This is a genomic window from Mycolicibacterium vulneris, assembly GCF_002104765.1.
Lineage (GTDB): Bacteria > Actinomycetota > Actinomycetes > Mycobacteriales > Mycobacteriaceae > Mycobacterium > Mycobacterium vulneris.
The window spans coordinates 47,922-69,400 of the sequence record NZ_NCXM01000013.1 but is presented as its reverse complement, the minus strand read 5'-3'; the positions used below and the strand labels follow the sequence as shown (position 1 = coordinate 69,400).

Annotated in this window: 26 protein-coding genes and 1 pseudogene; 15 read left to right on the top strand and 12 right to left on the bottom strand. The window is 67.3% G+C overall.

All coding sequences use genetic code 11. The features are described 5' to 3' along the window. Positions 1 to 39: 39 nt before the first annotated feature. Both B8W69_RS14215 and B8W69_RS30310 read left to right on the top strand, forming a co-directional pair. On the top strand, positions 40 to 1,191 hold the full coding sequence (locus B8W69_RS14215; protein WP_220084553.1) for a Rieske 2Fe-2S domain-containing protein: 1,152 nt from the start codon (positions 40 to 42) through the stop codon (positions 1,189 to 1,191). Further along, entirely contained in the window at positions 1,188 to 1,367 is a 180-nt protein-coding gene (locus tag B8W69_RS30310; protein ID WP_133057999.1) for a hypothetical protein, read from the top strand. Before B8W69_RS14215 ends, B8W69_RS30310 begins: the two co-directional genes overlap by 4 nt. Before the next feature lie 21 nt (positions 1,368 to 1,388). Here B8W69_RS30310 and B8W69_RS29915 read toward each other — a convergent pair. Further along, a pseudogene (locus B8W69_RS29915) lies at positions 1,389 to 1,562 on the bottom strand (IS481 family transposase); the annotation flags it as partial. Positions 1,563 to 1,571: 9 nt separating this feature from the next. Continuing rightward, a complete protein-coding gene (gene dxs, locus B8W69_RS14210) occupies positions 1,572 to 3,497 on the bottom strand; it encodes a 1-deoxy-D-xylulose-5-phosphate synthase (RefSeq protein ID WP_085290431.1) in 1,926 nt (641 codons plus the stop codon). Positions 3,498 to 3,756: 259 nt separating this feature from the next. Between dxs and B8W69_RS14205 the strand changes: the two genes are divergently transcribed. Then, positions 3,757 to 4,203 (top strand): CBS domain-containing protein, encoded by a 447-nt coding sequence (locus tag B8W69_RS14205; RefSeq protein WP_085290430.1) that lies wholly within the window; start codon positions 3,757 to 3,759, stop codon positions 4,201 to 4,203. A gap of 25 nt (positions 4,204 to 4,228) precedes the next feature. Next, the gene (locus B8W69_RS14200; protein WP_085290429.1) at positions 4,229 to 5,518 is read left to right on the top strand and encodes an ArsB/NhaD family transporter; all 1,290 of its coding nucleotides are present in this window, start codon (positions 4,229 to 4,231) and stop codon (positions 5,516 to 5,518) included. Here the strand turns inward: B8W69_RS14200 and B8W69_RS14195 are convergent. Both B8W69_RS14195 and B8W69_RS14190 read right to left on the bottom strand, forming a co-directional pair. Then, the gene (locus tag B8W69_RS14195; protein WP_439330614.1) at positions 5,515 to 6,738 is read right to left on the bottom strand and encodes a class I SAM-dependent RNA methyltransferase; all 1,224 of its coding nucleotides are present in this window, start codon (positions 6,736 to 6,738) and stop codon (positions 5,515 to 5,517) included. The two genes, B8W69_RS14200 and B8W69_RS14195, sit on opposite strands and share 4 nt — an antisense overlap. Further along, complete coding sequence (locus B8W69_RS14190; protein ID WP_085290529.1) at positions 6,735 to 8,729, bottom strand: APC family permease; 1,995 nt, start codon at positions 8,727 to 8,729, stop codon at positions 6,735 to 6,737. The genes B8W69_RS14195 and B8W69_RS14190 overlap by 4 nt, the downstream gene beginning before the upstream one ends. A 126-nt stretch (positions 8,730 to 8,855) precedes the next feature. Here B8W69_RS14190 and B8W69_RS14185 point away from each other — a divergent pair, with 126 nt between their 5' ends. Further along, positions 8,856 to 9,521, top strand: a complete 666-nt coding sequence (locus B8W69_RS14185) for a potassium channel family protein (RefSeq protein WP_165762618.1) — start codon at positions 8,856 to 8,858, stop codon at positions 9,519 to 9,521. Positions 9,522 to 9,549: 28 nt separating this feature from the next. Continuing rightward, the gene (locus B8W69_RS14180; RefSeq protein WP_085290426.1) at positions 9,550 to 10,227 is read left to right on the top strand and encodes a potassium channel family protein; all 678 of its coding nucleotides are present in this window, start codon (positions 9,550 to 9,552) and stop codon (positions 10,225 to 10,227) included. Here the strand turns inward: B8W69_RS14180 and B8W69_RS14175 are convergent, their stop codons facing one another. Then, complete coding sequence (locus B8W69_RS14175) at positions 10,228 to 10,884, bottom strand: DUF3159 domain-containing protein (protein WP_085290425.1); 657 nt, start codon at positions 10,882 to 10,884, stop codon at positions 10,228 to 10,230. A gap of 53 nt (positions 10,885 to 10,937) precedes the next feature. Further along, the gene (locus B8W69_RS14170; protein WP_085290424.1) at positions 10,938 to 11,306 is read right to left on the bottom strand and encodes an OB-fold nucleic acid binding domain-containing protein; all 369 of its coding nucleotides are present in this window, start codon (positions 11,304 to 11,306) and stop codon (positions 10,938 to 10,940) included. Positions 11,307 to 11,443: 137 nt separating this feature from the next. On the opposite strand from B8W69_RS14170, the gene B8W69_RS14165 reads away from it, so the two are divergent. After that, positions 11,444 to 12,142, top strand: a complete 699-nt coding sequence (locus tag B8W69_RS14165; protein ID WP_085290423.1) for a hypothetical protein — start codon at positions 11,444 to 11,446, stop codon at positions 12,140 to 12,142. 5 nt (positions 12,143 to 12,147) lie between these two features. On the opposite strand, the gene B8W69_RS14160 is transcribed toward B8W69_RS14165, so the two are convergent. Next, positions 12,148 to 12,900, bottom strand: a complete 753-nt coding sequence (locus B8W69_RS14160) for a DUF3710 domain-containing protein (RefSeq protein WP_085290422.1) — start codon at positions 12,898 to 12,900, stop codon at positions 12,148 to 12,150. Beyond that, a complete protein-coding gene (gene dut, locus B8W69_RS14155) occupies positions 12,897 to 13,361 on the bottom strand; it encodes a dUTP diphosphatase (protein WP_007774869.1) in 465 nt (154 codons plus the stop codon). The genes B8W69_RS14160 and dut overlap by 4 nt, the downstream gene beginning before the upstream one ends. Positions 13,362 to 13,386: 25 nt before the next feature. Here dut and B8W69_RS14150 point away from each other — a divergent pair, with 25 nt between their 5' ends. After that, complete coding sequence (locus B8W69_RS14150) at positions 13,387 to 13,872, top strand: DUF3093 domain-containing protein (protein ID WP_085290421.1); 486 nt, start codon at positions 13,387 to 13,389, stop codon at positions 13,870 to 13,872. A 4-nt stretch (positions 13,873 to 13,876) separates the two neighbouring features. Here the strand turns inward: B8W69_RS14150 and B8W69_RS14145 are convergent, their stop codons facing one another. Further along, positions 13,877 to 14,179 (bottom strand): DUF4193 domain-containing protein, encoded by a 303-nt coding sequence (locus tag B8W69_RS14145; protein WP_036468275.1) that lies wholly within the window; start codon positions 14,177 to 14,179, stop codon positions 13,877 to 13,879. Positions 14,180 to 14,360: 181 nt separating this feature from the next. Here B8W69_RS14145 and cei point away from each other — a divergent pair, with 181 nt between their 5' ends. Then, entirely contained in the window at positions 14,361 to 15,011 is a 651-nt protein-coding gene (gene cei / locus B8W69_RS14140; protein ID WP_085290420.1) for an envelope integrity protein Cei, read from the top strand. A 9-nt stretch (positions 15,012 to 15,020) separates the two neighbouring features. Here the strand turns inward: cei and B8W69_RS14135 are convergent, their stop codons facing one another. Continuing rightward, entirely contained in the window at positions 15,021 to 15,899 is an 879-nt protein-coding gene (locus B8W69_RS14135; protein ID WP_085290419.1) for an inositol monophosphatase family protein, read from the bottom strand. 101 nt (positions 15,900 to 16,000) lie between these two features. Between B8W69_RS14135 and ppgK the strand changes: the two genes are divergently transcribed. The 3 genes from ppgK (at position 16,001) to B8W69_RS14120 (ending at position 19,024) form a co-directional block, all read left to right on the top strand. Continuing rightward, positions 16,001 to 16,810, top strand: a complete 810-nt coding sequence (gene ppgK / locus B8W69_RS14130) for a polyphosphate--glucose phosphotransferase (protein WP_085290418.1) — start codon at positions 16,001 to 16,003, stop codon at positions 16,808 to 16,810. Between the two features lie 175 nt (positions 16,811 to 16,985). Continuing rightward, positions 16,986 to 18,503, top strand: a complete 1,518-nt coding sequence (locus B8W69_RS14125; protein WP_110881935.1) for an RNA polymerase sigma factor — start codon at positions 16,986 to 16,988, stop codon at positions 18,501 to 18,503. A gap of 101 nt (positions 18,504 to 18,604) precedes the next feature. Continuing rightward, positions 18,605 to 19,024: a RidA family protein gene (locus B8W69_RS14120; RefSeq protein WP_085290416.1), complete on the top strand. Its 420-nt coding sequence runs from the start codon at positions 18,605 to 18,607 to the stop codon at positions 19,022 to 19,024. Here the strand turns inward: B8W69_RS14120 and B8W69_RS14115 are convergent. Then, positions 18,967 to 19,338, bottom strand: a complete 372-nt coding sequence (locus B8W69_RS14115; protein WP_085290415.1) for a DUF952 domain-containing protein — start codon at positions 19,336 to 19,338, stop codon at positions 18,967 to 18,969. The genes B8W69_RS14120 and B8W69_RS14115 overlap by 58 nt on opposite strands. Positions 19,339 to 19,470: 132 nt before the next feature. Here B8W69_RS14115 and B8W69_RS14110 point away from each other — a divergent pair, with 132 nt between their 5' ends. Together B8W69_RS14110 and B8W69_RS14105 are read left to right on the top strand one after the other, a co-directional pair. Then, positions 19,471 to 19,656, top strand: coding sequence for a DUF7455 domain-containing protein (locus B8W69_RS14110; RefSeq protein ID WP_007774888.1), 186 nt, complete (start codon positions 19,471 to 19,473; stop codon positions 19,654 to 19,656). 67 nt (positions 19,657 to 19,723) lie between these two features. Then, on the top strand, positions 19,724 to 20,725 hold the full coding sequence (locus tag B8W69_RS14105) for a YihY/virulence factor BrkB family protein (RefSeq protein WP_085290414.1): 1,002 nt from the start codon (positions 19,724 to 19,726) through the stop codon (positions 20,723 to 20,725). Here B8W69_RS14105 and B8W69_RS14100 read toward each other — a convergent pair whose 3' ends face one another. After that, the gene (locus B8W69_RS14100) at positions 20,726 to 20,965 is read right to left on the bottom strand and encodes a DUF3039 domain-containing protein (RefSeq protein ID WP_064879665.1); all 240 of its coding nucleotides are present in this window, start codon (positions 20,963 to 20,965) and stop codon (positions 20,726 to 20,728) included. It lies immediately after the preceding gene. Between the two features lie 58 nt (positions 20,966 to 21,023). Between B8W69_RS14100 and B8W69_RS14095 the strand changes: the two genes are divergently transcribed. Then, positions 21,024 to 21,458, top strand: a complete 435-nt coding sequence (locus B8W69_RS14095) for a DUF3099 domain-containing protein (protein WP_439330613.1) — start codon at positions 21,024 to 21,026, stop codon at positions 21,456 to 21,458. Positions 21,459 to 21,479 lie beyond the last annotated feature (21 nt).

Genomic DNA, 21,479 nt, shown 5'->3' with positions numbered 1-21,479 from the left:
TGTCCGATGTCGTTGTCCCGGACCTCGAAAGAGCGCTCGATGACCGTTGATTCCCGCCCGATTCCCACCGCCACGACCAAGCCCGACAAGCGGTACGCGCCCGCGCTCAATCCGGCCTACCCGGCGTCATGGTGGATAGTCGCACTCTCGACGGACGTCGCTCGCGGCCGCAGCGAACCGGTCCGAGCACTGGAAAAAGACCTGGTGCTTTGGCGCGATGACGACGGCTGTTTGCATTGCCAGGCCGCACACTGCCTGCATCTCGGTGCGCACCTTGGTTACGGCGGGATGGTTCGCGGGACCACTCTGCATTGCCCATTCCATGGCTGGGGCTACGACCCCACGGGCTCGGTGGTCAGCCAGGTGGGTCCCTCCCGGCAGCTAAAGAATCGCTGTCTGCCGACATACCGGATCATGGAGCGCGACGGGGCCGTCTACCTGTGGAACGGCGACGGCGAGCCTGATCATGTGATTCCAGACCTCTACGAGCACTACGGCGTTTCGCCGCGAGACTTCATCACGGTGCCACACCGGCTGTACATGCCCTTCCCGGCGAAGTATTTCGCCGAAAACATCTGCGACGGTATGCATCTGGCCTTTGCGCACGGTGCCGCGGAGTGGGGGGAAGCGGTAGCCCTGGAAGAGACCTCGACGATGATCAAGATCGAAAACCGGCTGCACAGCTACCGGCCCTGGTACACATGGGCGAACCTGAAGCGCCTCTATCGACAGGGGGAACTGGTCAACATCTTCACCCCTGTCCGAGGCAGTCTGATCGCAACGAGTTTCGGTGCCACCATTCACTTGACCCACATCGAGAACACCGGCAATTGGGGTGACCACCTCGTCTGTTGGACTCCGTGCAACGAGGACGACCACCACTTCTTCGCGATCGACGTCGTGCCGCGCCCGCGAGTACCCATCGTGGGACCACTCCTGGAGACGCTGATGACTAAAGTGCTCCGCTTGGGGCTTTACTCAACCGCCGCCCAAGACGTTGCGCTACTGAGGCACCGCGTCGAAGGCCCTAAGCCACCCTATGCCCCCTTCGACAAGGGCCTCATCGCATTCCGCCGCCACTGGGACTCGCGCATCCCTGGCGACGGCAACATGGACAGCGGCGCGATCCGCTCCAACGGACCCCGCGCCGGGATCAGCTCGGGTTTGCACGCCAGGAAGGCCGGCGAATGAGCATCGGGCGCCCGTCGGCGAAATGGATCTGGCTCGCCGGTGCAGCCGCGCTCGCCGCTTTGACTACTCGCAGCATGAGCCGGAGACCACAACCAGAACCGGGCCTGGGCCTGATCGGCAAGAACGACGGCTACACCTACCGCTACGCAACGCGGCACCCGCGCCAACGACTTTGATCAGCGGGCCGGGTCCTATGAGCGGAAGTCACCAGACCTGTAACAGGAGCCGCTGTCTGTCAACACATCCGGGACCGTGATACCACATTGGTTGAATCACGTGTTGGCGCGCATCCAAAACACGGCCGCCGTTTCCTTGCGTTCGTCGGCTAACAGCTCGCCGTAGGCCATGCGTGAGTGCCCGTCGACAGCGCTGCGCCCCGACTAGTCGAGGTGCTCGCGGATCTCCGCTTCGGCGACGCCGCTGCCCAGCGCGGCGACCCAACCGGTGATGCGGCGGGCCACGTCCTGATCGGTCAGCGCCAGGTCTGACAGCAGCTCACCGCGCGAGGCGTGCTCGTAGAACTGCTGCGGCAGCCCCACATCGCGGCACGGAACGTCGATCTCGGCGCGGCGCAGGGCGGCGGACACCGCCGAGCCCACCCCGCCGTTGACCCCGTTGTCCTCGCATGTGACGACGAGCTTGTGCTGGGCCGCCAATTCCAGAAGGCTCTCCGAGACCGGGAGCACCCAGCGCGGGTCGATGACCGTGACGCCGATCCCCTGGTCCTGCAGCCGCCTGGCCACCGCCAGCGCCATCGGCGCGAACGCGCCGACGCCGATCAGCAGGACGTCGTGGTTGCAACCGGCGGCCGGGACCGCGAGCACGTCGACGCCCGTGGTGCCCGATCCACGGCGCTCGATCGCCGGGATGTCCTCGCCCACATCACCTTTGGGGAAGCGCAGCGCCGTGGGGCCGTCGTCGACATCGAGCGCCTCACCGAGTTCCTCGCGCAACCGGGTGGCGTCCCGGGGTGCAGCCACCCGCATGCCGGGGACGATGCCCAGCATCGACATGTCCCACATGCCGTTGTGGCTCGCGCCGTCCGAACCGGTGATGCCGGCCCGGTCGAGCACCATGGTGACGGGCAGCTTGTGCAGCGCCACGTCCATCATGATCTGGTCGAAGGCCCGGTTGAGGAACGTCGAATAGATGGCCACCACCGGGTGCATGCCACCCATGGCCAGGCCGGCCGCCGACGTCATCGCATGCTGCTCGGCGATGCCGACGTCGAACAAGCGGTCCGGGAACTGCTGCCCGAACGGGGTCAGCCCGGTCGGGCCTGGCATGGCCGCGGTGATGGCCACGATGTCGCGGCGCTTCCGGGCGTAGCCGATGAGGGCGTCGGAGAACGTCGCCGTCCAGCCCGGGCCGGCGACCTTGGTCGCCTGGCCGGTGACCGGGTCGATGACGCCGCACGAATGCATCTGCTCGGCCTCGTCGTCCTCGGCCGGCGCAAAACCCATCCCCTTGCGGGTCACCACGTGCACGATCACGGGGCGGCCGAAGCCGCGGGCGTGGCGCAGCGCGGCCTCCACCGCGCGTTCGTCGTGACCGTCGACGGGGCCGACGTACTTCAGGCCCAGATCGGTGAACATCAGCTGCGGCGACAGCGAGTCCTTGATGCCGGCCTTGACGCTGTGCATGACGCGGTAGGCGATCTTGCCGACCAGCGGCAGCGCGCGCAGCGCGTCGCGGCCCTTCTCCAGCGCCTGCTCGTAGGCCGGCTGCAGCCGCAGCGAGGCGAGATGGTCGGCGACACCGCCGATCGTCGGGGCGTAGCTGCGGCCGTTGTCGTTGACCACGATGATGACCGGGCGGCCGGAGGCGGCGATGTTGTTCAGCGCCTCCCAGCACATGCCGCCGGTGAGCGCGCCGTCGCCGACCACCGCGACCACGTGCCGGTTGCGGTGCCCGCTCAGTTCGAAGGCCTTGGCCAGGCCGTCGGCGTAGGACAAGGAGGCGCTGGCGTGGCTGGACTCCACCCAGTCGTGCTCGCTCTCGGCGCGCGACGGATATCCGGACAGCCCGCCCTTCTTGCGCAGGCTCTCGAAGTCGTGGGAGCGGCCCGTCAGCATCTTGTGCACGTAGGCCTGATGGCCGGTGTCGAAGATGATCGGATCGTGGGGTGAGTCGAACACCCGGTGCAGGGCGAGCGTCAGCTCGACCACGCCCAGATTCGGCCCCAGGTGTCCCCCCGTGGCAGCAACCTTGTGAATCAGAAACTCGCGAATCTCGGCGGACAGTTCGCGAAGTTCATGTTGGGAAAGGTGCTGCAGATCGGCGGGCCCACGAATCTGTTCCAGCATCCAGTCAGTCTACGCAGCTCGTGGCGGGTGGCCCCTTAGACAGTTTCAATCTCGCCGTCGGGCCCTCGGACCGCGACTTTGGTAACCTCACTGCACGGTGTGCCGGGAAGCCTGGTCGGCGTTGCTGTTCAGCGACTCCAGGAGGTATAGCTTGCGGCGCCGCCACCGATCGGGCCGTCTGACGGCTGAGCCGGATATTGACGAATTCTTGAGGCGTGGCCGCGGTGCCACAGCCGTCCACCCGCCGTACGGTAACGGCATGCGCGCGGGCGAGATCGCGGAGAAATTCCCGATCGTGAGCATCGACTCCGACGCGCTGGACGCGGTTCGCCTGCTCGCCGCGCACCGGCTGACCGGGCTCGTCATCGATACCGGCAAGGCCGAAGCGCCGTTCGCAGTGCTGACGGCATCCCAGGTGGTCAGATTCATCCTGCCCAGCTATGTGCAGGAAGATCCCGCACTGGCCGGCGTGCTGACCGAATCCGTCGCCGACCACGCTGCAGAAAGACTGGGCGGCAAGTCGATTCGCGATGTGATGCCACAGCAACGGCAGCACATTCCCGTCGTCGACGCCGACGACACGATCATCGAGCTGGCCGAAGTCATGTCGCGCCTGAACAGTCAGCTGGTCGCCGTGGTCAAAGGCGGTGAGTTGTTAGGGGTGGTCACGGCATCGCGCCTGCTGGCCGTGGCTTTGAACCAGTGATCGGTCTCGCGGGGAGGCGGCGCCGATGATGTACTACGCGATCGCGGTGTTCCTGGTCACGTATGCCTTCTTGATCAGCGAACGCTTCAGCAAAACAACGGTCGCGCTGGTGGGCGCCGGGCTGGTGGTCATGCTGCCGGTGATCGACTCGCCCGACGTGTTCTACTCCCAGGACAACGGAATCGACTGGGACGTCATCTTTCTGATGCTGGGGATGATGATGATCGTCAGCATCCTGCGCCATACCGGCGTCTTCGAGTACGTCGCGATCTGGGCCGTCAAGCGTGCCAACGGCTCCCCGCTGCGCATCATGATCCTGCTCATGCTGGTGATGGCGCTCGCCTCGGCCGTGCTGCCCAACGTCGTCTCGGTGTTGCTGATCGCCCCCGTCACCCTGCTGGTTTGCGACCGGCTGGAGATCAACCCGGTGCCGATGTTGATCGCGGAGGTCTTCGCCTCCAACATCGGGGGCGCGGCGACGCTGGTCGGTGACCCGCCCAACATCATCATCGGCGCCCGCAAGGGCCTGTCGTTCAACGCCTTTCTGGTCAACATGGCACCGATCGTGGTCATCGTGCTGCTGGCCCTCATCGCCGTGTCACCGCTGTTGTTCCGCGGCTTTTCGACCGTCAATCCCGAACGCATCGCCGACGTCATGGCACTGCAGGAGCGCGAAGCCATCCGAGATCGCTTGCTGCTCATCAAGTGCGGGGTCGTCTTGGCCGCCGTATTCGCCGGGTTCGTCTTGTCCCCGGCGATACACGTCGCGCCATCACTGGTGGCATTGCTCGGCGCCGGTGTGCTCATTCTGGCGTCCCGGTTGGAAACGTCCGACTACCTCTCCCACGTCGAATGGGACACGCTGCTGTTCATGGTCGGGCTGTTCGTAATGGTCGGCGCCCTGCTCAAAACAGGCGTCATCGGCATTGTGGGCCGGCTGGCGGCCAACGTCACCGGCGGCAACGCGCTGCTCGCGACCATGCTGATCCTGGGGTTCTCAACGGTGGTGTCCGGCGTCATCGACAACGTCCCGTATGTGGCCACGATGACACCGATCGTCAGTCACCTCGCTACGACCATCCCCGGCCAGACGCACCATAACGCACTGTGGTGGTCGCTGGCGCTCGGTGGCGACCTCGGCGGCAACCTCACCGCAGTCGGCTCCACTGCGAACATCGTCATGGTGGGCATCGCCCTGCGTTCCGGCAATCCCATCTCTTTTTGGGAATTCACCCGCAAGGGCGTGCTGGTGACCGTGCTCTCCACCACACTGTGCGCGCTCTACCTATGGCTTCGGTACTTCGTACTCACCTAACGGGTCAGCAGCGCGACGCATTCCGTGTGATGGGTCAGCGGGAAGGCGTCGAACACCTTGATCTTCTCGACGGTGTAACCGTGCCCGAGGTAGATCCCGATGTCGCGAGCGAATGATGCTGCCTCACAACCGATGTGCACCACCCTCGGGACATCGGCGGCGGCCAGCAGATCGAGGACCTCGCGCCCGGCCCCCGCCCGCGGTGGATCGAGCACCGCCACGTCGGCGCGCCCGCGCTGCGCCGCCAGCGCCCGCCGCACCGAGTCGGTGACGATCTGCACCTGGGTCAGATCGGCCAGGGCGGCCCGGGCGGCCCGGGTAGACGCACGTGAGGTGTCGACACTGAGCACCCGCCCCGACGGGCCCACGGCATCACCGAGCACCGCGGCGAAAACGCCTGCGCCGCCGTATAAATCCCACGCGCGCATCCCGGTGCCCAGCTGCGCCCAATCGGCGACCAGCTCGCTGTACACCCCCGCAGCGTCGCGGTGCGCCTGCCAGAAGGCTGTCACCGGCACCTGCCAGCTGCGCCCGGCCACTCGCTGCACCGCCTCGTAGCGACCCTCCATCACCTTGGTAGCGGTCTGCCTGCCCTGCCGCAGCGTGCGCACCACGTGGCGCGCGCCGTCGTCGTCGACGGCCACGTGCAGCTGGGCGGCGGGCGGCCACTCGAGGTCGGCGATCCCGTCGAGCATGCCGGCCGGGAGCTGCGCACAACGCAGGTCGGTCACCAAATCGTCGCTGTGGTACCGGTGAAAGCCCGGGCGACGGTCGGGGCCCACGTCGAGCCGAACGCGGGTGCGCCACCCGGTCGGCGCGGAATCCGCCAGCGGCTCGGCCTCGCCGCTCCACGCATGCCCGCCGAGGCGCTCGAGCTGGTTGGCCACCACCTCGGCCTTCAGCGTGCGGGTCACTTCGGGGTCGGCGAACGCCAGGTCGCAACAGCCGGCGCCGTCCACCCCGGCGATGGGGCACAGCGACGCGATACGGCCGGCCGCAGCGTCGAGAACTTCGATAACCTCTGCGTGCCAATAGGATCCGCGATCCGTGGTCACCCGGGCACGCACCCGCTCACCGGGCAACGCATACCGGACGAACACCACCCGGCCTTCGTGATGCGCCACGCAGCTGCCGCCGTTGGCCGGGGCATCGGTGGTCAAGGTCAGCTCGCCCACGGGGGGTGGTCCCGCGCGCCGCGCCCGTGTCGATTCGCGGCTCAATCGAAGATCCCCCGGCGAGCGTCACCGGGCGCCACGTGCGGCTGCAAAGTCTTGCGGCGTTCCGACGAACTCAACTGCCACGGAACCGAAGTCACCATGACGCCCGGCATGAACAGCAGGCGGCCCTTGAGCCGAAGAGCGCTCTGGTTGTGCAGCACCTGCTCCCACCAATGGCCCACCACGTACTCCGGAATGAACACCGTCACCACGGTGCGCGGCGATTCTTCCCTGGCCCGTTTGACGTAGTCCAAGACGGGACGGGTGACTTCGCGATACGGCGACGCGATGACCTTGAGCGGGACGCTGATATCGCTTTCCTCCCACTTGTGCACCAGGTCGCGGGTTTCCGCGTCGTCGACGCTGACCGTGATCGCCTCGAGAACGTCGGGCCGGGTGGCCCTGGCGTAGGCCAGCGCTCGCAGCGTCGGCAGGTGCAGCTTCGACACCAGCACCACGGCGTGATTGCGGCTGGGCAACACCACGTTGTCCTGCGCGGCGGCCTGCTCCTCCAATTCGCGGTTCACGGTGTTGTAGTGCCGGTGAATCATTTTCATGATCCCGAACAGCAGGCTCATCGCGAACAGTGCGATCCACGCCCCGGAGGCGAACTTGGTCACCAGAACCACCAACAACACCGCGCCGGTGGACAGCAGTCCGATCGTGTTGACCACCCGCGAGCGCATCATCTTGCGCCGCACCCGCGGATCGGTTTCGTTGCGCAGCAAGCGGGTCCAGTGCCGGACCATGCCGATCTGACTCAGTGTGAACGAAATGAACACGCCGACGATGTAGAGCTGAATCAGCGCGGTGACCTCGCCCCGGAACGCGATGATCGCCAGCAGCGCCGCCCCGGACAGGAACAGGATTCCGTTGGAGAACGCCAATCGGTCTCCACGGGTGTGCAATTGGCGCGGCAGATAGCTGTGCTGCGCCAGGATCGAGCCGAGCACCGGAAACCCGTTGAAGGCGGTGTTGGCCGCCAGCACCAGGATCAGAGCGGTCACCGTGGCGATCAGCAGGAACCCGATGTGGAAGCTGCCGAACACCGTTTGCGCCAGCTGGGTGACCAGGGTCTTCTGGTAGTAATCCTTCGGCGCCCCGCCCAGTTGCGTCGCGGGATCCTCTACGAGCTGAACCCCGATCTGCTGGGCCAGCACGATGATGCCCATCAGCAGGGTCACCGCGATGCCGCCCAGCATCAGCAGGGTGGTCGCCGCGTTGCGCGACTTGGGTTTCTGAAAAGCCGGCACCCCGTTGCTGATCGCCTCGACACCCGTCAGCGCCGCACACCCCGACGAAAACGACCGCGCCACCAAGAAGGCCAGGGCGAAACCGACCACCTGGCCATGTGCGGAGTGCATCTGGAATCCGGCGGACTCGGCCCGCAGCGGATTGCCCAGCACGAAGATCCGGAACAGACCCCAGCCGATCATCACCAGCACCCCGATGATGAACGCATAGGTCGGGATGGCGAACGCCAACCCGGACTCGCGCACCCCCCGCAGGTTCAGCGCCATCACCAGCAGGACGGACAACACACAGAAGAAGACTTTGTGCTGGGCCACGACCGGGATCGCCGAGCCGATGTTCGCCATCGCCGACGCCGTCGAAACCGCAACGGTGAGAACGTAATCCACCATCAACGCACTGGCGACCACGAGGCCGGCGGTGTCGCCGAGATTGGTGGTGACCACCTCGTAGTCGCCGCCGCCAGACGGGTAGGCGTGGACGTTCTGCCGGTAGCTGGCCACCACCACCAACATGACGGCGGCCACCGCAAGCCCGATCCACGGTGTCAGCGCATACGCCGTCACCCCGGCCACCGAGAGCATCAAGAAGATCTCCTCGGGCGCGTACGCAACGGAGGACAACGCGTCGGAGGCGAACACCGGCAAGGCGATCCGCTTGGGCAGCAGTGTGTGACTCAGCCGGTCGCTGCGGAACGGGCGACCGATAAGCAACCGACGGGTGGCGGTTGAAAGTTTGGACACGAGAGCCAAGAGTAAGCCCAGACGGGTTTGGCGGTAGCGTTCGTAGGAGAATGTTCGCCGACCGAAACGGCTGGCCGACGTGGTTTGCCGGTGGAGGGCGCAGGACGCGGCCGAGAGGACCTCAAGTTGCGAGTAGTGGTGATGGGCTGCGGCCGGGTCGGTTCCTCGGTCGCCGACGGACTCTCCCGCATCGGTCACGACGTCGCGGTCATCGACCGGGACAGCACCGCGTTCAACCGGCTCAGCCCCGAATACGCCGGCGAGCGGGTGCTGGGGCAGGGATTCGACCGGGATGTATTGCTGAGGGCCCGTATCGACGAAGCGGACGCGTTCGCCGCGGTGTCGTCCGGCGACAACTCGAACATCATCTCGGCGCGACTGGCCCGGGAGACTTTCGGCGTCAAGCGGGTCGTGGCCCGCATCTACGACGCCAAGCGGGCCGAGGTCTACGAGCGCCTGGGCATCCCCACCATCGCGACCGTGCCCTGGACCACCGACCGCCTGCTCAACGCGCTGCTGCGCGAGACCGAGACGGCCAAGTGGCGCGATCCGACCGGCACCGTCACCGTGTGCGAGGTCGTCCTGCACGAGGACTGGATCGGGCATCGGGTCACCGATCTCGAGCAGGCCACCGGCGCCCGGGTGGCGTTCCTCATCCGTTTCGGGGCCGGCGTGTTGCCGGAGCCCAAATCGGTTATCCAGGCCGGCGACCAGGTGTATGTCGCCGCGATCTCCGGCCGCGCCGCCGAGGCGGTGGCCATCGCCGCCCTACCACCCAGTGAAGACCTGTGATGCATTCGAGCGTTGAGGAGCGGCTCAGATGAAAGTAGCTGTAGCCGGCGCCGGTGCGGTCGGCCGCTCGGTCACCCGCGAACTCATCGGCAACGGCCACGATGTGACGCTGATCGAACGTAATCCCGATCATGTCGACGTCGACGCCATCCCGGCCGCGCACTGGCGGCTGGGCGACGCCTGCGAACTGAGCCTGCTGGAGTCGGTGCACCTGCAGGAGTTCGATGTGGTGGTCGCCGCGACCGGCGATGACAAGGCCAACGTCGTGCTAAGCCTTTTGGCCAAAACCGAATTCGCGGTGCCGCGGGTGGTGGCGCGGGTTAACGATCCCCGCAACGAATGGCTGTTCACCGACGCCTGGGGGGTCGACGTGGCGGTGTCGACGCCGCGCATGCTGGCGTCGTTGATCGAAGAGGCCGTCGCCGTCGGCGATCTGGTGCGGCTGATGGAATTCCGCAAGGGGCAGGCCAACCTGGTCGAGATCACGCTGCCCGACGACACGCCGTGGGGCGGCAAGCCGGTGCGCAAACTGCAGCTGCCGCGGAACGCCTCGCTGGTGACGATCCTGCGCGGCCCACGGGTGATCGTGCCCGAGGAGGACGAGCCGCTGGAGGGCGGCGACGAGCTGCTGTTCGTCGCGGTTGCCGAGGCGGAAGAGGACTTGCAGAAGCTGTTGTTGGGCAGCCACAATCCGGCCGGCGGCTGATCAGTCGGTGACGGCGCCGGGTTCCACGTCGACTGCGGGGCCGTCGGCGGCGGCGATGGCCCGTTGCGCCGACTTGATCGCCGCGTAGGTGGCCAACGCGGCCAGCAAGGTCAGCGGCCAGCCCATCGCGATCCGCGCCACCGCCAGCCACCCGGTCCGGTCGGCGTCATAAAGCAGTCCCTGAACCACGAACCGCGCGGTGAACACCAGCACCCAGCCGACCGAGGCGATGTCGAACGCGTAGACGGCCCGGGGCACGTTGCGCCAGCCGTCGCCACGCCCGGTGGCCCAGCTCCACCCGTAGCCGACCAGGGGACGGCGGATCAGCACCGAGGCCGCGACCACCACGGCCCACACCAGCGACATCCAGATGCCCAACAGGAAGTAGCCCTTGGACTCCCCCAGCACGTAGGCGATCAGCGCGCACAGCGCGACGCCGAAGAAACCGGAGAACGCCGGTTGCGGGGATTCGCGGCGAATCAGCCGCCACATCAGGATCAGCGCGGCCACCGCCAGCGCGGCCACGACCGCGGGAACCAGTCCCGACACGCTCGAGGCGACGACGAAGACCACCACCGGCAGCGACGAGTAGATGACACCACTGACCCCGCCTGCCTGTGCCAGCAGCCGTTCCGGGTTGATGCGGTTAGAGGTCATTTGTTCCGATGCGCCCGACTCCCGCGGGGTTGCCCCCAGATCTTGGGGTTCGGTCACCGCTGAATTTCGTAGTGCGGGTTGTAGATCGCCTTGGTTCCGTTCTCCAGCTTGCCGAGGCGCCCACGCACTCGCAGGGTGCGGCCCGAGTCGATGCCCGGGATGCGGCGTTGCCCCAGCCACACCAGCGTGACGGTGTCGCTGCCGTCGAACAGTTCGGCGCGTACTCCGCCGGCGCAGGCCCTGCCGTTGCACTCGACGCTACGGAGCGTGCCCACCATCGTGACCTCTTGGCCACGCTCGCAGTCGATCGCCCGCTGCGCGCCGGTGCTTGCGACCTCGTCGGACAGTTCCTCCGAGTCGAGCTGCTCCGGATCCTCCGTCAACCGACGGGTGAGCCGGCGCAGAAACCCTTGGGCCCCCATGGCCACTCCTGACAATGCTGATAAGCCTCGACGCTTCCATCTATGCCAACGGACACCGTAGACCTCTTAGTTCCCCAGCGCCAACCGCCTCAAACGTCGTGTTGGAGGGCAGGTGAACGACGGGGCACTATCAAGAGGTGGTGGTCGATCTGCGCGGTGTCACGACGGTGTTGTTGCCCGGAACCGGCTCCGACGACGACTACGTTCACCGGGCATTCTCCGGTCCCTTGTCCGAGCTCGGCGCGCGGCTGGTGACCCCGCCGCCGCGGCCCGACCGGTTGATCGAGAGCTACTTGGCGGCGCTGGATGACGCGGGCCACCGCGGGTCCATCGCTGTGGGCGGGGTCTCGATCGGCGCCGCGGTGGCGGCCGCCTGGGCGTTGGCCCATCCCGACCGGACGGTCGCGGTGCTGGCCGCGCTGCCGGCATGGGCGGGCGCGCCCGGGGCCGCGCCCGCGGCGCTTGCGGCGCGGTATTCGGCGTCACAGTTGCGCGCCGACGGGCTGGCGGTGACCACGACCCAGATGCGGGCGTCCAGCCCGCCCTGGCTGGCCGACGAGCTGACTCGGTCGTGGGGCGCACAATGGCCGCATCTGCCCGACGCCATGGAGGAGGCGGCCGCTTACGTGGCGCCGAGCTGCGACGAGCTGGCCGGGCTGGCCGCGCCGCTGGGCGTGGCGTCCGCGGTCGACGACCCGATCCATCCGTTGCAGTCCGGGCTCGACTGGGTCGCCGCCGCGCCGCGCGCGGCGCTGCGGACGGTGACGCTGGATCAGATCGGCGCGGATCCGGCCGCCCTGGGGGCAGCCTGCCTGCGCGCGCTGGCCGACCTGTAGCCGGCTCAGCCGCCGGTGGTGGTGCGCAGCTGTTGCATCGCCGAACCGTCGACGCTGCGGCGCGCGGCCGGCTCGTTGGGCGGTGCCTGCCCCTCGGCCTGTTGGGCGCCGTCCTGCTGCGCGGCCTGTTGCGCGGCGGCGGCCTCGCGCAGTTGCTGCGCCATCGGCTCGGGCAGCTGCACGGTCAGCGGTGTGCGCACCGGAAGCGGCGTGTCGCCACGCCGAACCACGGTGTCCGCCAAGGCCGCTCGCGCCTCATGCTCCAGGGCTTCCATCGTCTCGTGTGGGCCGTTGATGACGCAGCGGATCATCCAGCGGTAGCCGTCGACGCCGATGAAGCGCACCACGCCGGTCGCGGTGCCCACCACCTCGCGACCCCACGGCCCGTCCTTGATGCTGACCTGGGCCGAGTCGTTGCGCAGCGACTCGGCGAGCTCGCCGGCCACTTCGCGCCACAGGCCGCCGGTCTTGGGCGCGGCGTAGGCGGCGATGGTGAAGCGCCCGTTGGGCGTGACGACCCAGACCGCGCTCGGCACACCGGTTTCGGTCAGCTCGACCTGCAGCTGGCCGGCCTCCGGCATGGGGATCAGCACGGAGCCCAGGTCGAGCCGCGCCAGCTCCGCGACCGCGGGGTCGTCGAAGTCCTCGATGTCGAACGGGCCCTCGAGCTCTTCGGGGGCGGCGACCTCGTCGGCCGCCGAGGTGTCGGCGCCCGAGGCGTCGTCGTCTTTGGGTGTGCGTTTACCGAATGCCATCACAAACTCGCATGTCCGCCGGAGGAACCGTGACCACCATCGCCACGGGATGTTTCGGCCAGCCCGGCCTCGTCGAACGACGACACCTCGACCAACTCCACTAATTCGACTCGCTGCACCAACAACTGGGCGATGCGATCGCCGCGGTGCACCACGATCGGCTCGGTCGGGTCCAGGTTGATCAGCGCAACCTTGATCTCGCCGCGGTAGCCCGCGTCGATGGTACCCGGACTGTTGACGATCGAAAGTCCAACTCGCGCAGCCAGTCCCGACCGTGGATGCACCAGGCCGACCATTCCGAACGGGATGGCGACCGCGACCCCCGTCCGCACCAGGGCGCGCCGCCCGGGTTCCAGTTTGACGTCTTCGGCGCTGAACAGATCGATCCCGGCGTCGCCCTCGTGGGCACGGCTGGGCAGCGGAAGCTCGGGGTCAAGACGGACGATGGCCAGACTGGTCGACACGGGGCCACAGACTACCCTTGACTGCGTGTCCGATACGCGCGTCGCGCCGCACAACGTGCGGTATCGCGAACGATTGTGGGTTCCGTGGTGGTGGTGGCCACCGGCCTTCGCGCTGGCCGGCATCATCGCCTTCGAATTCAACATGGGCGTCACCCGCCAGTCGTCCTGGTGGCCGTACGCGACGCTGTTCGCGGTGGCGGCAGCGGCGCTGCTGTGGCTGGGCCGCATCGAGATCCGGGTCACCGCCGACCCGGCGGCGCCGGGCGAGGTGCAGCTGTGGGCCGGCCAGGCGCATCTGCCGGTCACCGTGATCTCCCGGTCCGCGGAGATAGCACTCTCGGCCAAGTCCGCCGCCCTGGGCCGGCAACTCGACCCGGCGGCGTATGTGCTGCATAGGGCATGGGTAGGGCCGATGATCCTGGCGGTACTCGACGATCCGGACGATCCGACGCCGTACTGGTTGGTGAGCTGCCGTCACCCCGAGCGGGTGCTGTCGGCATTGCGCAGCTGACCGATCAGGCCGCGCAGTCGGTACAGATCATCACGCCATTCTTCTCGCTGGCCAGCCGGCTGCGGTGTTGCACCAAAAAGCAGCTCGAGCAGGTGAACTCGTCGGCCTGCTTCGGAATCACGCGCACCGACAGTTCTTCACCAGACAGGTCGGCACCAGGCAGTTCAAAGTTCTCAGCGGATTCAGATTCGTCGACATCGACGACGGCCGACGCCGCCTCGTTCCGTCGCGCTTTGAGCTCCTCCAGCGAGTCCTCCGAGACGTCGTCAGTCTCGGTACGCCGTGGAGCGTCGTAGTCGGTAGGCATTGCCCTATCCCCTCACATGCCCTCGTTATCCAAGCATCGCTTTGTACCAGCGTCGAACGCATCCACCAAACAATTCGTGCCCGTATCGCGGCCCCTTAAGGTGTGATTTATGTCACACCCCCATTTTTACCCTTGTGCTCGCGTCTGAACAGTGGGTTTCGCGTCCGGCTAGAGTGCAGCTGTGGTCACGCAAATCACCGAGGGTACAGCCTTTGACAAGCATGGTCGGCCCTTTCGGCGGCGCAACCCCCGGCCGGCCATCGCTGTGGTGGCGCTCCTCACGGTGGCCACCGGCGTGATCTGGACCATCGCGCTGACGCGCCCCGCGAAGGTGCACGAAGCCGTGGTGTGCAATCCCCCGCCCCAGGCGGCCGGTTCGGCGCCGGCCCAGCTCGGTGAGCAGGTGTCGCGCAGCGCCATGATGGACGTCACACCCGCCAAACTCGCCGACACCAAGGTTCGCGTCCTCAACGCCAGCGGCCGGGGTGGGCAAGCGGGCGATGTCGCCGGCGCGATGAAAGACCTCGGCTTCGCGCAACCGACCGCCGCCAACGACCCCCTCTATGCGGGCACCAGACTCACCTGCCAGGGCCAGATCCGTTTCGGCACCGCCGGACAGGCCACCGCGGCGGCCGTGTGGCTGGTGGCGCCGTGCACCGAGCTGTTCAACGACAACCGCGCCGACGATTCCGTCGACCTGTCCCTGGGCACCGACTTCAGCGCGTTGGCCCACAACGACGACATCGACGCGGTGCTCGCGACCCTGCGTCCCGGCGCCACCGAGCCCTCAGATCCCACGCTGCTGGCCAAGATTCACGCCAGCAGCTGCTGACACGGGCGGTCAATCCAGAATCGGATCCAGGCCGTCGAAACGCTCCAGGACGGCCAGCAGCTCGTCGGCGATGCCGGGCGCGGCGGCCAGCGCCAGGCCGGCCCCGTTCACGCCGGACGCCGGCAGCACCACCCGGGCCCCCGCCTCCGCCGCGATCAGCGCACCGGCGGCGCGATCCCACACCTGCAGGCCGTGCTCGTAGTAGGCGTCGAGCCGGCCGGAGGCGACCATACACAGATCCAGTGCGGCCGAACCGATGCGACGGACATCGCGGACCACCGGCAGCATCCGGGCCAACAGCGCCGCCTGCGCCGCGCGGCGCTGCCGTGAATAGCCGAAACCGGTGCCCAGCAACGCCATAGACAAATCGTCGACGGCAGAGCTCTGCAACGGCTGCGTCCCCTCGTCGTCCCTGACATGCGCACCCAGGCCCAGCGCCGCCGAGTACACCCGGTTTCCGACCACGTCGGAAACCGCCCCGGCCACCGACTCGCCGTCGACCTGTGCGCCGACCGACACCGCGTAGGCGGGCACGCCGTAGACGAAATTCACTGTGCCGTCGATGGGATCGAGCACCCAGGTGACCGATCCGGCCGGTGTGCCCGCCGGATCGGCGGGCCCGCCGCCCTCCTCGCCGAGAATCGGGTCCCCGGGCCGCAATTCGGCCAGCCGGTCGCGCAACAGCCGTTCCGTTTCGGTGTCGACCACGGTCACCGGGTCGGTCGGGGTGCTCTTCGAGCGCACCGCGCCACTGTCTGGAGTTTGCAAGCCGCCAGCCTCAGCGCCGAAAACCTCTGCCCGCCGACGCCTCACGAATGCGGCGGCCTCCGTGGCCAGGGTTTCGGCGACCGAGCGAAGCCGTACGAGCTCGTCATCGGAAGGGGTCACCGGTCTATCGCATCACAGTCGCCACGGCCGCGCAGACGCCACGGGCGACAGCGCCGCGGCGCTAAGGTGGGCGGACAGCCCAGCCACGCCGAGGAGATTCGATGACCAGCACCGACTCGACCACGGACACGCCCGGCACCCCCGTCGCCGACGGCAGGCCGCAGCGTCGCGGATTCGGCGTCGACGTCGGCGGCAGTGGCATCAAGGGCGGCATCGTCGACATGGACACCGGGCAGCTGATCGGCGAGCGGGTCAAGCTGCTGACCCCGCAGCCCGCGACGCCCTCGGCGGTGGCCAAGACCATCGCCCAGGTGGTCAACGCCTTCGAATGGACCGGCCCGCTCGGAGTGACCTATCCCGGAGTCGTCACCCACGGCGTGGTGCAGACCGCGGCCAACGTGGACAAGGCCTGGATCGGCACCAACGCGCGCGACGTCATCAGCGCCGAGCTGAACGGTCAGGAAGTCATCGTCCTCAACGACGCCGACGCGGCCGGGCTGGCCGAGGAGCACTACGGCGCGGGCAAGGGCCAGTCGGGCCTGGTGGTTTTGCTGACCTTCGGCACCGGGATCGGCTCCGCGGTGATTCACAACGGGACGCTGATACCCAACACCGAGTTCGGCCATCTCGAGGTCGGCGGCAAGGAGGCCGAGCAGCGGGCGGCGTCCTCGGTGAAGGAGAAGAACGACTGGTCCTACGAAAAGTGGGCCAAGCAGGTGACCAAAGTGCTGGTGAGCATCGAGAACGCTGTGTGGCCGGATCTGTTCATCGCGGGCGGCGGAATCAGCCGCAAGGCCGACAAATGGGTGCCGCTGCTGACCAACCGCACCCCGGTGGTGGCCGCGGCCCTGCTCAACACCGCCGGGATCGTCGGCGCGGCCATGGCCGCCACCTCGGACGTGACCCACTGATTTCGCCCGGCAGAGCCGTAGTACCGCGCACTGTCGTTACAATGGTGCTCGGCGAACGCCCAACCGATAGCGTGCACCTATCACGCTGATACCAACGCCGACATCGACATAGCAGACACTTTCGGTTAACCATGCCCAATACCCACCGAAGGTGAGCCCAAACGAAGGGGTGTAAGTGGCAGCGACGAAAGCAAGCCCGGCAACGGATGGGCCGGTGAAACACACCGCCACGAAGTCTCCGTCGTCCCCCGTCAAGCGACCGGCCGCCAAGGCCGCCAACGGATCGGCACCCGCGAAGCGAGGCGCCAAGGCAACGCCGTCCACCAATTCCGAGGCCGACGCGGCCGAACCCAAGAAGACCCGCGCCGCGGCCAAGGGCGCCAAGGCCCCGCGCGGAACCAAAGCGGCCAAGGGCGGGCCCGCGGATCCGGACGCCATCGATTCCGGCGGTGCCGTCGAGGATCTCGACAACGAACCCGACCTCGAGGGTGAGCCCGGCGAAGACCTCGAGATCGACGCCGACCTCAGCCTCGACGACCTCGAGGACGACGTAGCGTCCGACGGCGAGGAGTCCGACGAGGCCGACTCCGACGACGCCGAGGGCGACGAAGTAGTCGCCGCGAAGCCCGCCGCCAAGGCCGGGGAGGCCGCCGCGGAGGACGACGAGGAAATCGCCGAGCCCACCGAAAAGGACAAGGCGTCCGGCGATTTCGTGTGGGACGAGGACGAATCCGAGGCGTTGCGGCAGGCCCGCAAGGACGCCGAGCTGACGGCCTCCGCCGACTCGGTTCGCGCCTACCTCAAGCAGATCGGTAAGGTCGCGCTGCTCAACGCCGAGGAAGAGGTCGAGCTGGCCAAGCGGATCGAGGCCGGGCTGTACGCCACGCAGCTGATGACCGAGCTCACCGAGCGCGGCGACAAACTGCCCGCCGCGCAGCGCCGCGACATGGTGTGGATCTGCCGCGACGGTGACCGCGCGAAGAACCACCTGCTGGAAGCCAACCTGCGGCTGGTGGTGTCGCTGGCCAAGCGCTACACCGGCCGCGGCATGGCGTTCCTGGACCTCATCCAGGAGGGCAACCTGGGCCTGATCCGCGCGGTCGAGAAGTTCGATTACACCAAGGGATACAAGTTCTCCACGTACGCGACGTGGTGGATCCGTCAGGCCATCACCCGCGCCATGGCCGACCAGGCCCGCACCATCCGCATCCCGGTGCACATGGTCGAGGTCATCAACAAGCTGGGCCGTATTCAGCGCGAGCTACTGCAGGACCTGGGCCGCGAGCCCACGCCCGAAGAGCTGGCCAAGGAAATGGACATCACGCCCGAAAAGGTGCTGGAGATCCAGCAATACGCCCGCGAGCCGATCTCGCTGGACCAGACCATCGGCGACGAGGGCGACAGCCAGCTGGGCGACTTCATCGAGGACAGCGAGGCCGTGGTGGCCGTGGACGCGGTGTCGTTCACGCTGCTGCAGGACCAGCTGCAGTCGGTGCTGGAGACGCTGTCGGAGCGCGAGGCGGGCGTAGTACGGCTGCGTTTCGGTCTCACGGACGGCCAGCCGCGCACCCTGGACGAGATCGGACAGGTTTACGGCGTAACCCGTGAGCGCATCCGCCAGATCGAGTCCAAGACGATGTCGAAGCTGCGCCACCCCAGCCGTTCTCAGGTGCTGCGCGACTACCTGGACTAGTCGGGGTCGGCTGTCGATCGAAAACGGCTGCCCCGCAGAACATCTCGAGACTCGCTGAAATTCGGCTGCGCTCTGCACGCGGGCGTCGTACGGTGACGTCCATGTCCGCGGAGCGCACCCTCGTCTCGTCAGGATCCGACTTCGAATCGGCGGTCGGATACTCGCGCGCGGTGCGGGTCGGCGCGCATGTTGCGGTGGCCGGGACGACCGGCAGCGGGCCCGCCGGCGACATCGCCGCACAGGCCCGAGATGCCTTGCGCCGGATCGAGATTGCGTTGCACCAAGCGGGCGCCGCACTCGCCGACGTGGTGCGCACCCGCATCTACGTCACCGACATCTCGCGCTGGCGCGAGGTGGGAGCCGTCCACGAGCAGGTCTTCGGCGCGATACGCCCCGCGGCCACCATGGTCGAGGTCTCGGCGCTGATCGCGCCCGAACTGCTGGTGGAGATCGAGGCCGACGCCTACGTGGACTCCCCTTCTGAGATCGGCGCGAAGGAGCCGTCGCCGGCCGGTGGGTAGGCGGTGACCCGGACCACAGCGGCCACCGGCAGGGGGCCGTACAGATGCGGGAACAACATCGACTCCGGATCTGTTGCTACCCCCGGCTCCCACCGCACCGGCGCAGCAAGCCGGGCGGGGTCGATGTGCAACAGGACCAGGTCCTCACGACCGCGGTAGAGCCGGTTGGCCGGCAGGTGCACCTGCTCCGGTGTCGACAGATGGATGAACTCGCCACCGCCGGCGGCATCCGGGTGGATGGCGCCCAGCCGGCGAGCCTGCGCCCACTGCTCGGTTCCGCACAGGTGGACCAGAGCATCAGCAACGAAGGTCACAATTGCGACTCCCTAGAGACGTCCAAACCAACCTGACCAGCTCGTGAGAAACGACACACCCCATAACGATCGGGGAACAAGGCGAAAACGCCATACGTCTGAGAAAGTGAATGTACGAGAAACGGAGAAGGCATGAATGCAACTCTGACGAGTCCAGAACTGACCCGCGCCGACCGCTGCGACCGCTGCGGTGCTGCGGCTCGGGTACGCGCCAAGCTGCCTTCCGGACTGGAGCTTCTCTTCTGCCAGCATCACGCCAACGAGCACGAGGCGAAGCTGACCGAGCTGGACGCCGTGCTGGAGTTCAGCGAAAGCTAGCCTGCAGCCGAACTCACCCACCGCCAATGTGGGCGGTGCGAGCGATCTTCGGTAATGCTGGACGGGTATGAGCGAGCAGGTCGCGAAACCGTCGCGCCACCACATTTGGCGAATCACCCTGAGGACTCTTTCCAAGAGTTGGGACGACTCGATTTTCTCGGAGTCGGCTCAGGCTGGTTTCTGGTCGGCGTTGTCATTGCCGCCGTTGCTGCTCGGGGTGCTGGGCACCTTGGCCTACGTAGCGCCGCTGTTCGGCCCGGACATGCTGCCCAGCATCCTGCGTCAGCTGATCTCGACTGCACACAGCGTGTTCTCTCCCAGCGTGGTCAACGAGATTATCGAGCCGACCGTCCGGGACATCGCCAACAATGCGCGCGGCGAGGTGGTGTCGGTCGGGTTCATCATCTCGTTGTGGGCGGGGTCGTCGGCCATCTCGGCGTTCGTCGACTCCGTGGTCGAGGCGCACGACCAGACTCCGCTGCGTCATCCGGTGCGCCAGCGCCTGTTCGCCCTGTTCCTCTACGTGGTGATGCTGGTGTTCGTGGTGGCGACGGCGCCGCTGGTGGTGATGGGCCCGCGCAAGGTGGGTGAACACATCCCGCTGGGCCTGTCGAACGTGCTGCGCTACGGCTACTACCCGGCGCTGATCATAGGTCTGACGATCGGGGTCATGATCCTGTACCGGGTCGCACTCCCCGAGCCGCTGCCGTCGCACCGGCTCATCCTGGGCGCCGTGCTGGCGACCACGGTGTTCGTCACCGCCACGCTGGGCCTGCGGTTCTACCTGGGGTGGATCACCAGCACCGGCTACACCTACGGCGCGCTCTCCACGCCCATCGCGTTCTTGTTGTTCGCATTCTTCGGCGGCTTCGCGATCATGCTCGGCGCCGAGCTCAATGCAGCCGTCCAGGAGGAATTCCCCGCACCCCGGACGCACGCCCACCGGCTGCGCAAATGGCTGTTCACGCGGTCGCCCGCGCTGAAGCGGACTGTGGAGACCCTCGCCAGCCCGATTGCGAACCCCGCGACGCAGCAGCGCGACGTCGCGCCGGCAGAGCCGCCCGGCTGATCAGCCCTTCTTCATCCGGTCGTAGATCTGCTTGCAGTCCGGGCACACCGGCGAGCCCGGCTTGGCCGCCTTGGTGACGGGAAAGACCTCGCCACACAACGCCACGACGTGGTTGCCCATCACCGCGCTCTCGGCGATCTTGTCCTTCTTGACGTAGTGGAAGTACTTCGGAGTGTCGCTGCCGGTCCCGTCGTCGACGCGTTCGTCGGTCTCGGTGCGTTCGATCGTTTGGGTCTGCATACCTGACATTGTGCACTGCCCAGCAGGCCCGGAAACCGACCGAGCCGGAACCGGCCAATTGTGGGACAGTGGAGAAATGAAGCACGGCTCCGATCCGGGGTTCGATGACTTTGACGGCAACAAAGGCCGCCCAGTGCTCATCACCGCCGCAGCGACCTCGTATGAGGAGCAGCACCGTGCGCGGGTCCGTAAATACCTGACCTTGATGGCTTTCCGGATCCCGGCGCTCATCCTGGCCGCGGTCGCCTACGGAGCGTGGCACAACGGGCTGATCTCCCTGGCGATCGTGGCGCTATCAATCCCGTTGCCGTGGATGGCCGTTTTGATCGCGAACGACCGGCCGCCGCGCAGTGCCGACGAGCCGCGCCGGTTCGACAACACCCGCCAGCGCACGCCCCTGTTCCCCCGGGCCGAACATCGCGCGCTCGAGGCCCCGCAGCACCCGCAGCAGGAGACGCCTCCGGGTGCGCGGGGCGGAATCGATCACGGCTAGCTGTCGTTTCTGCTGGACGTG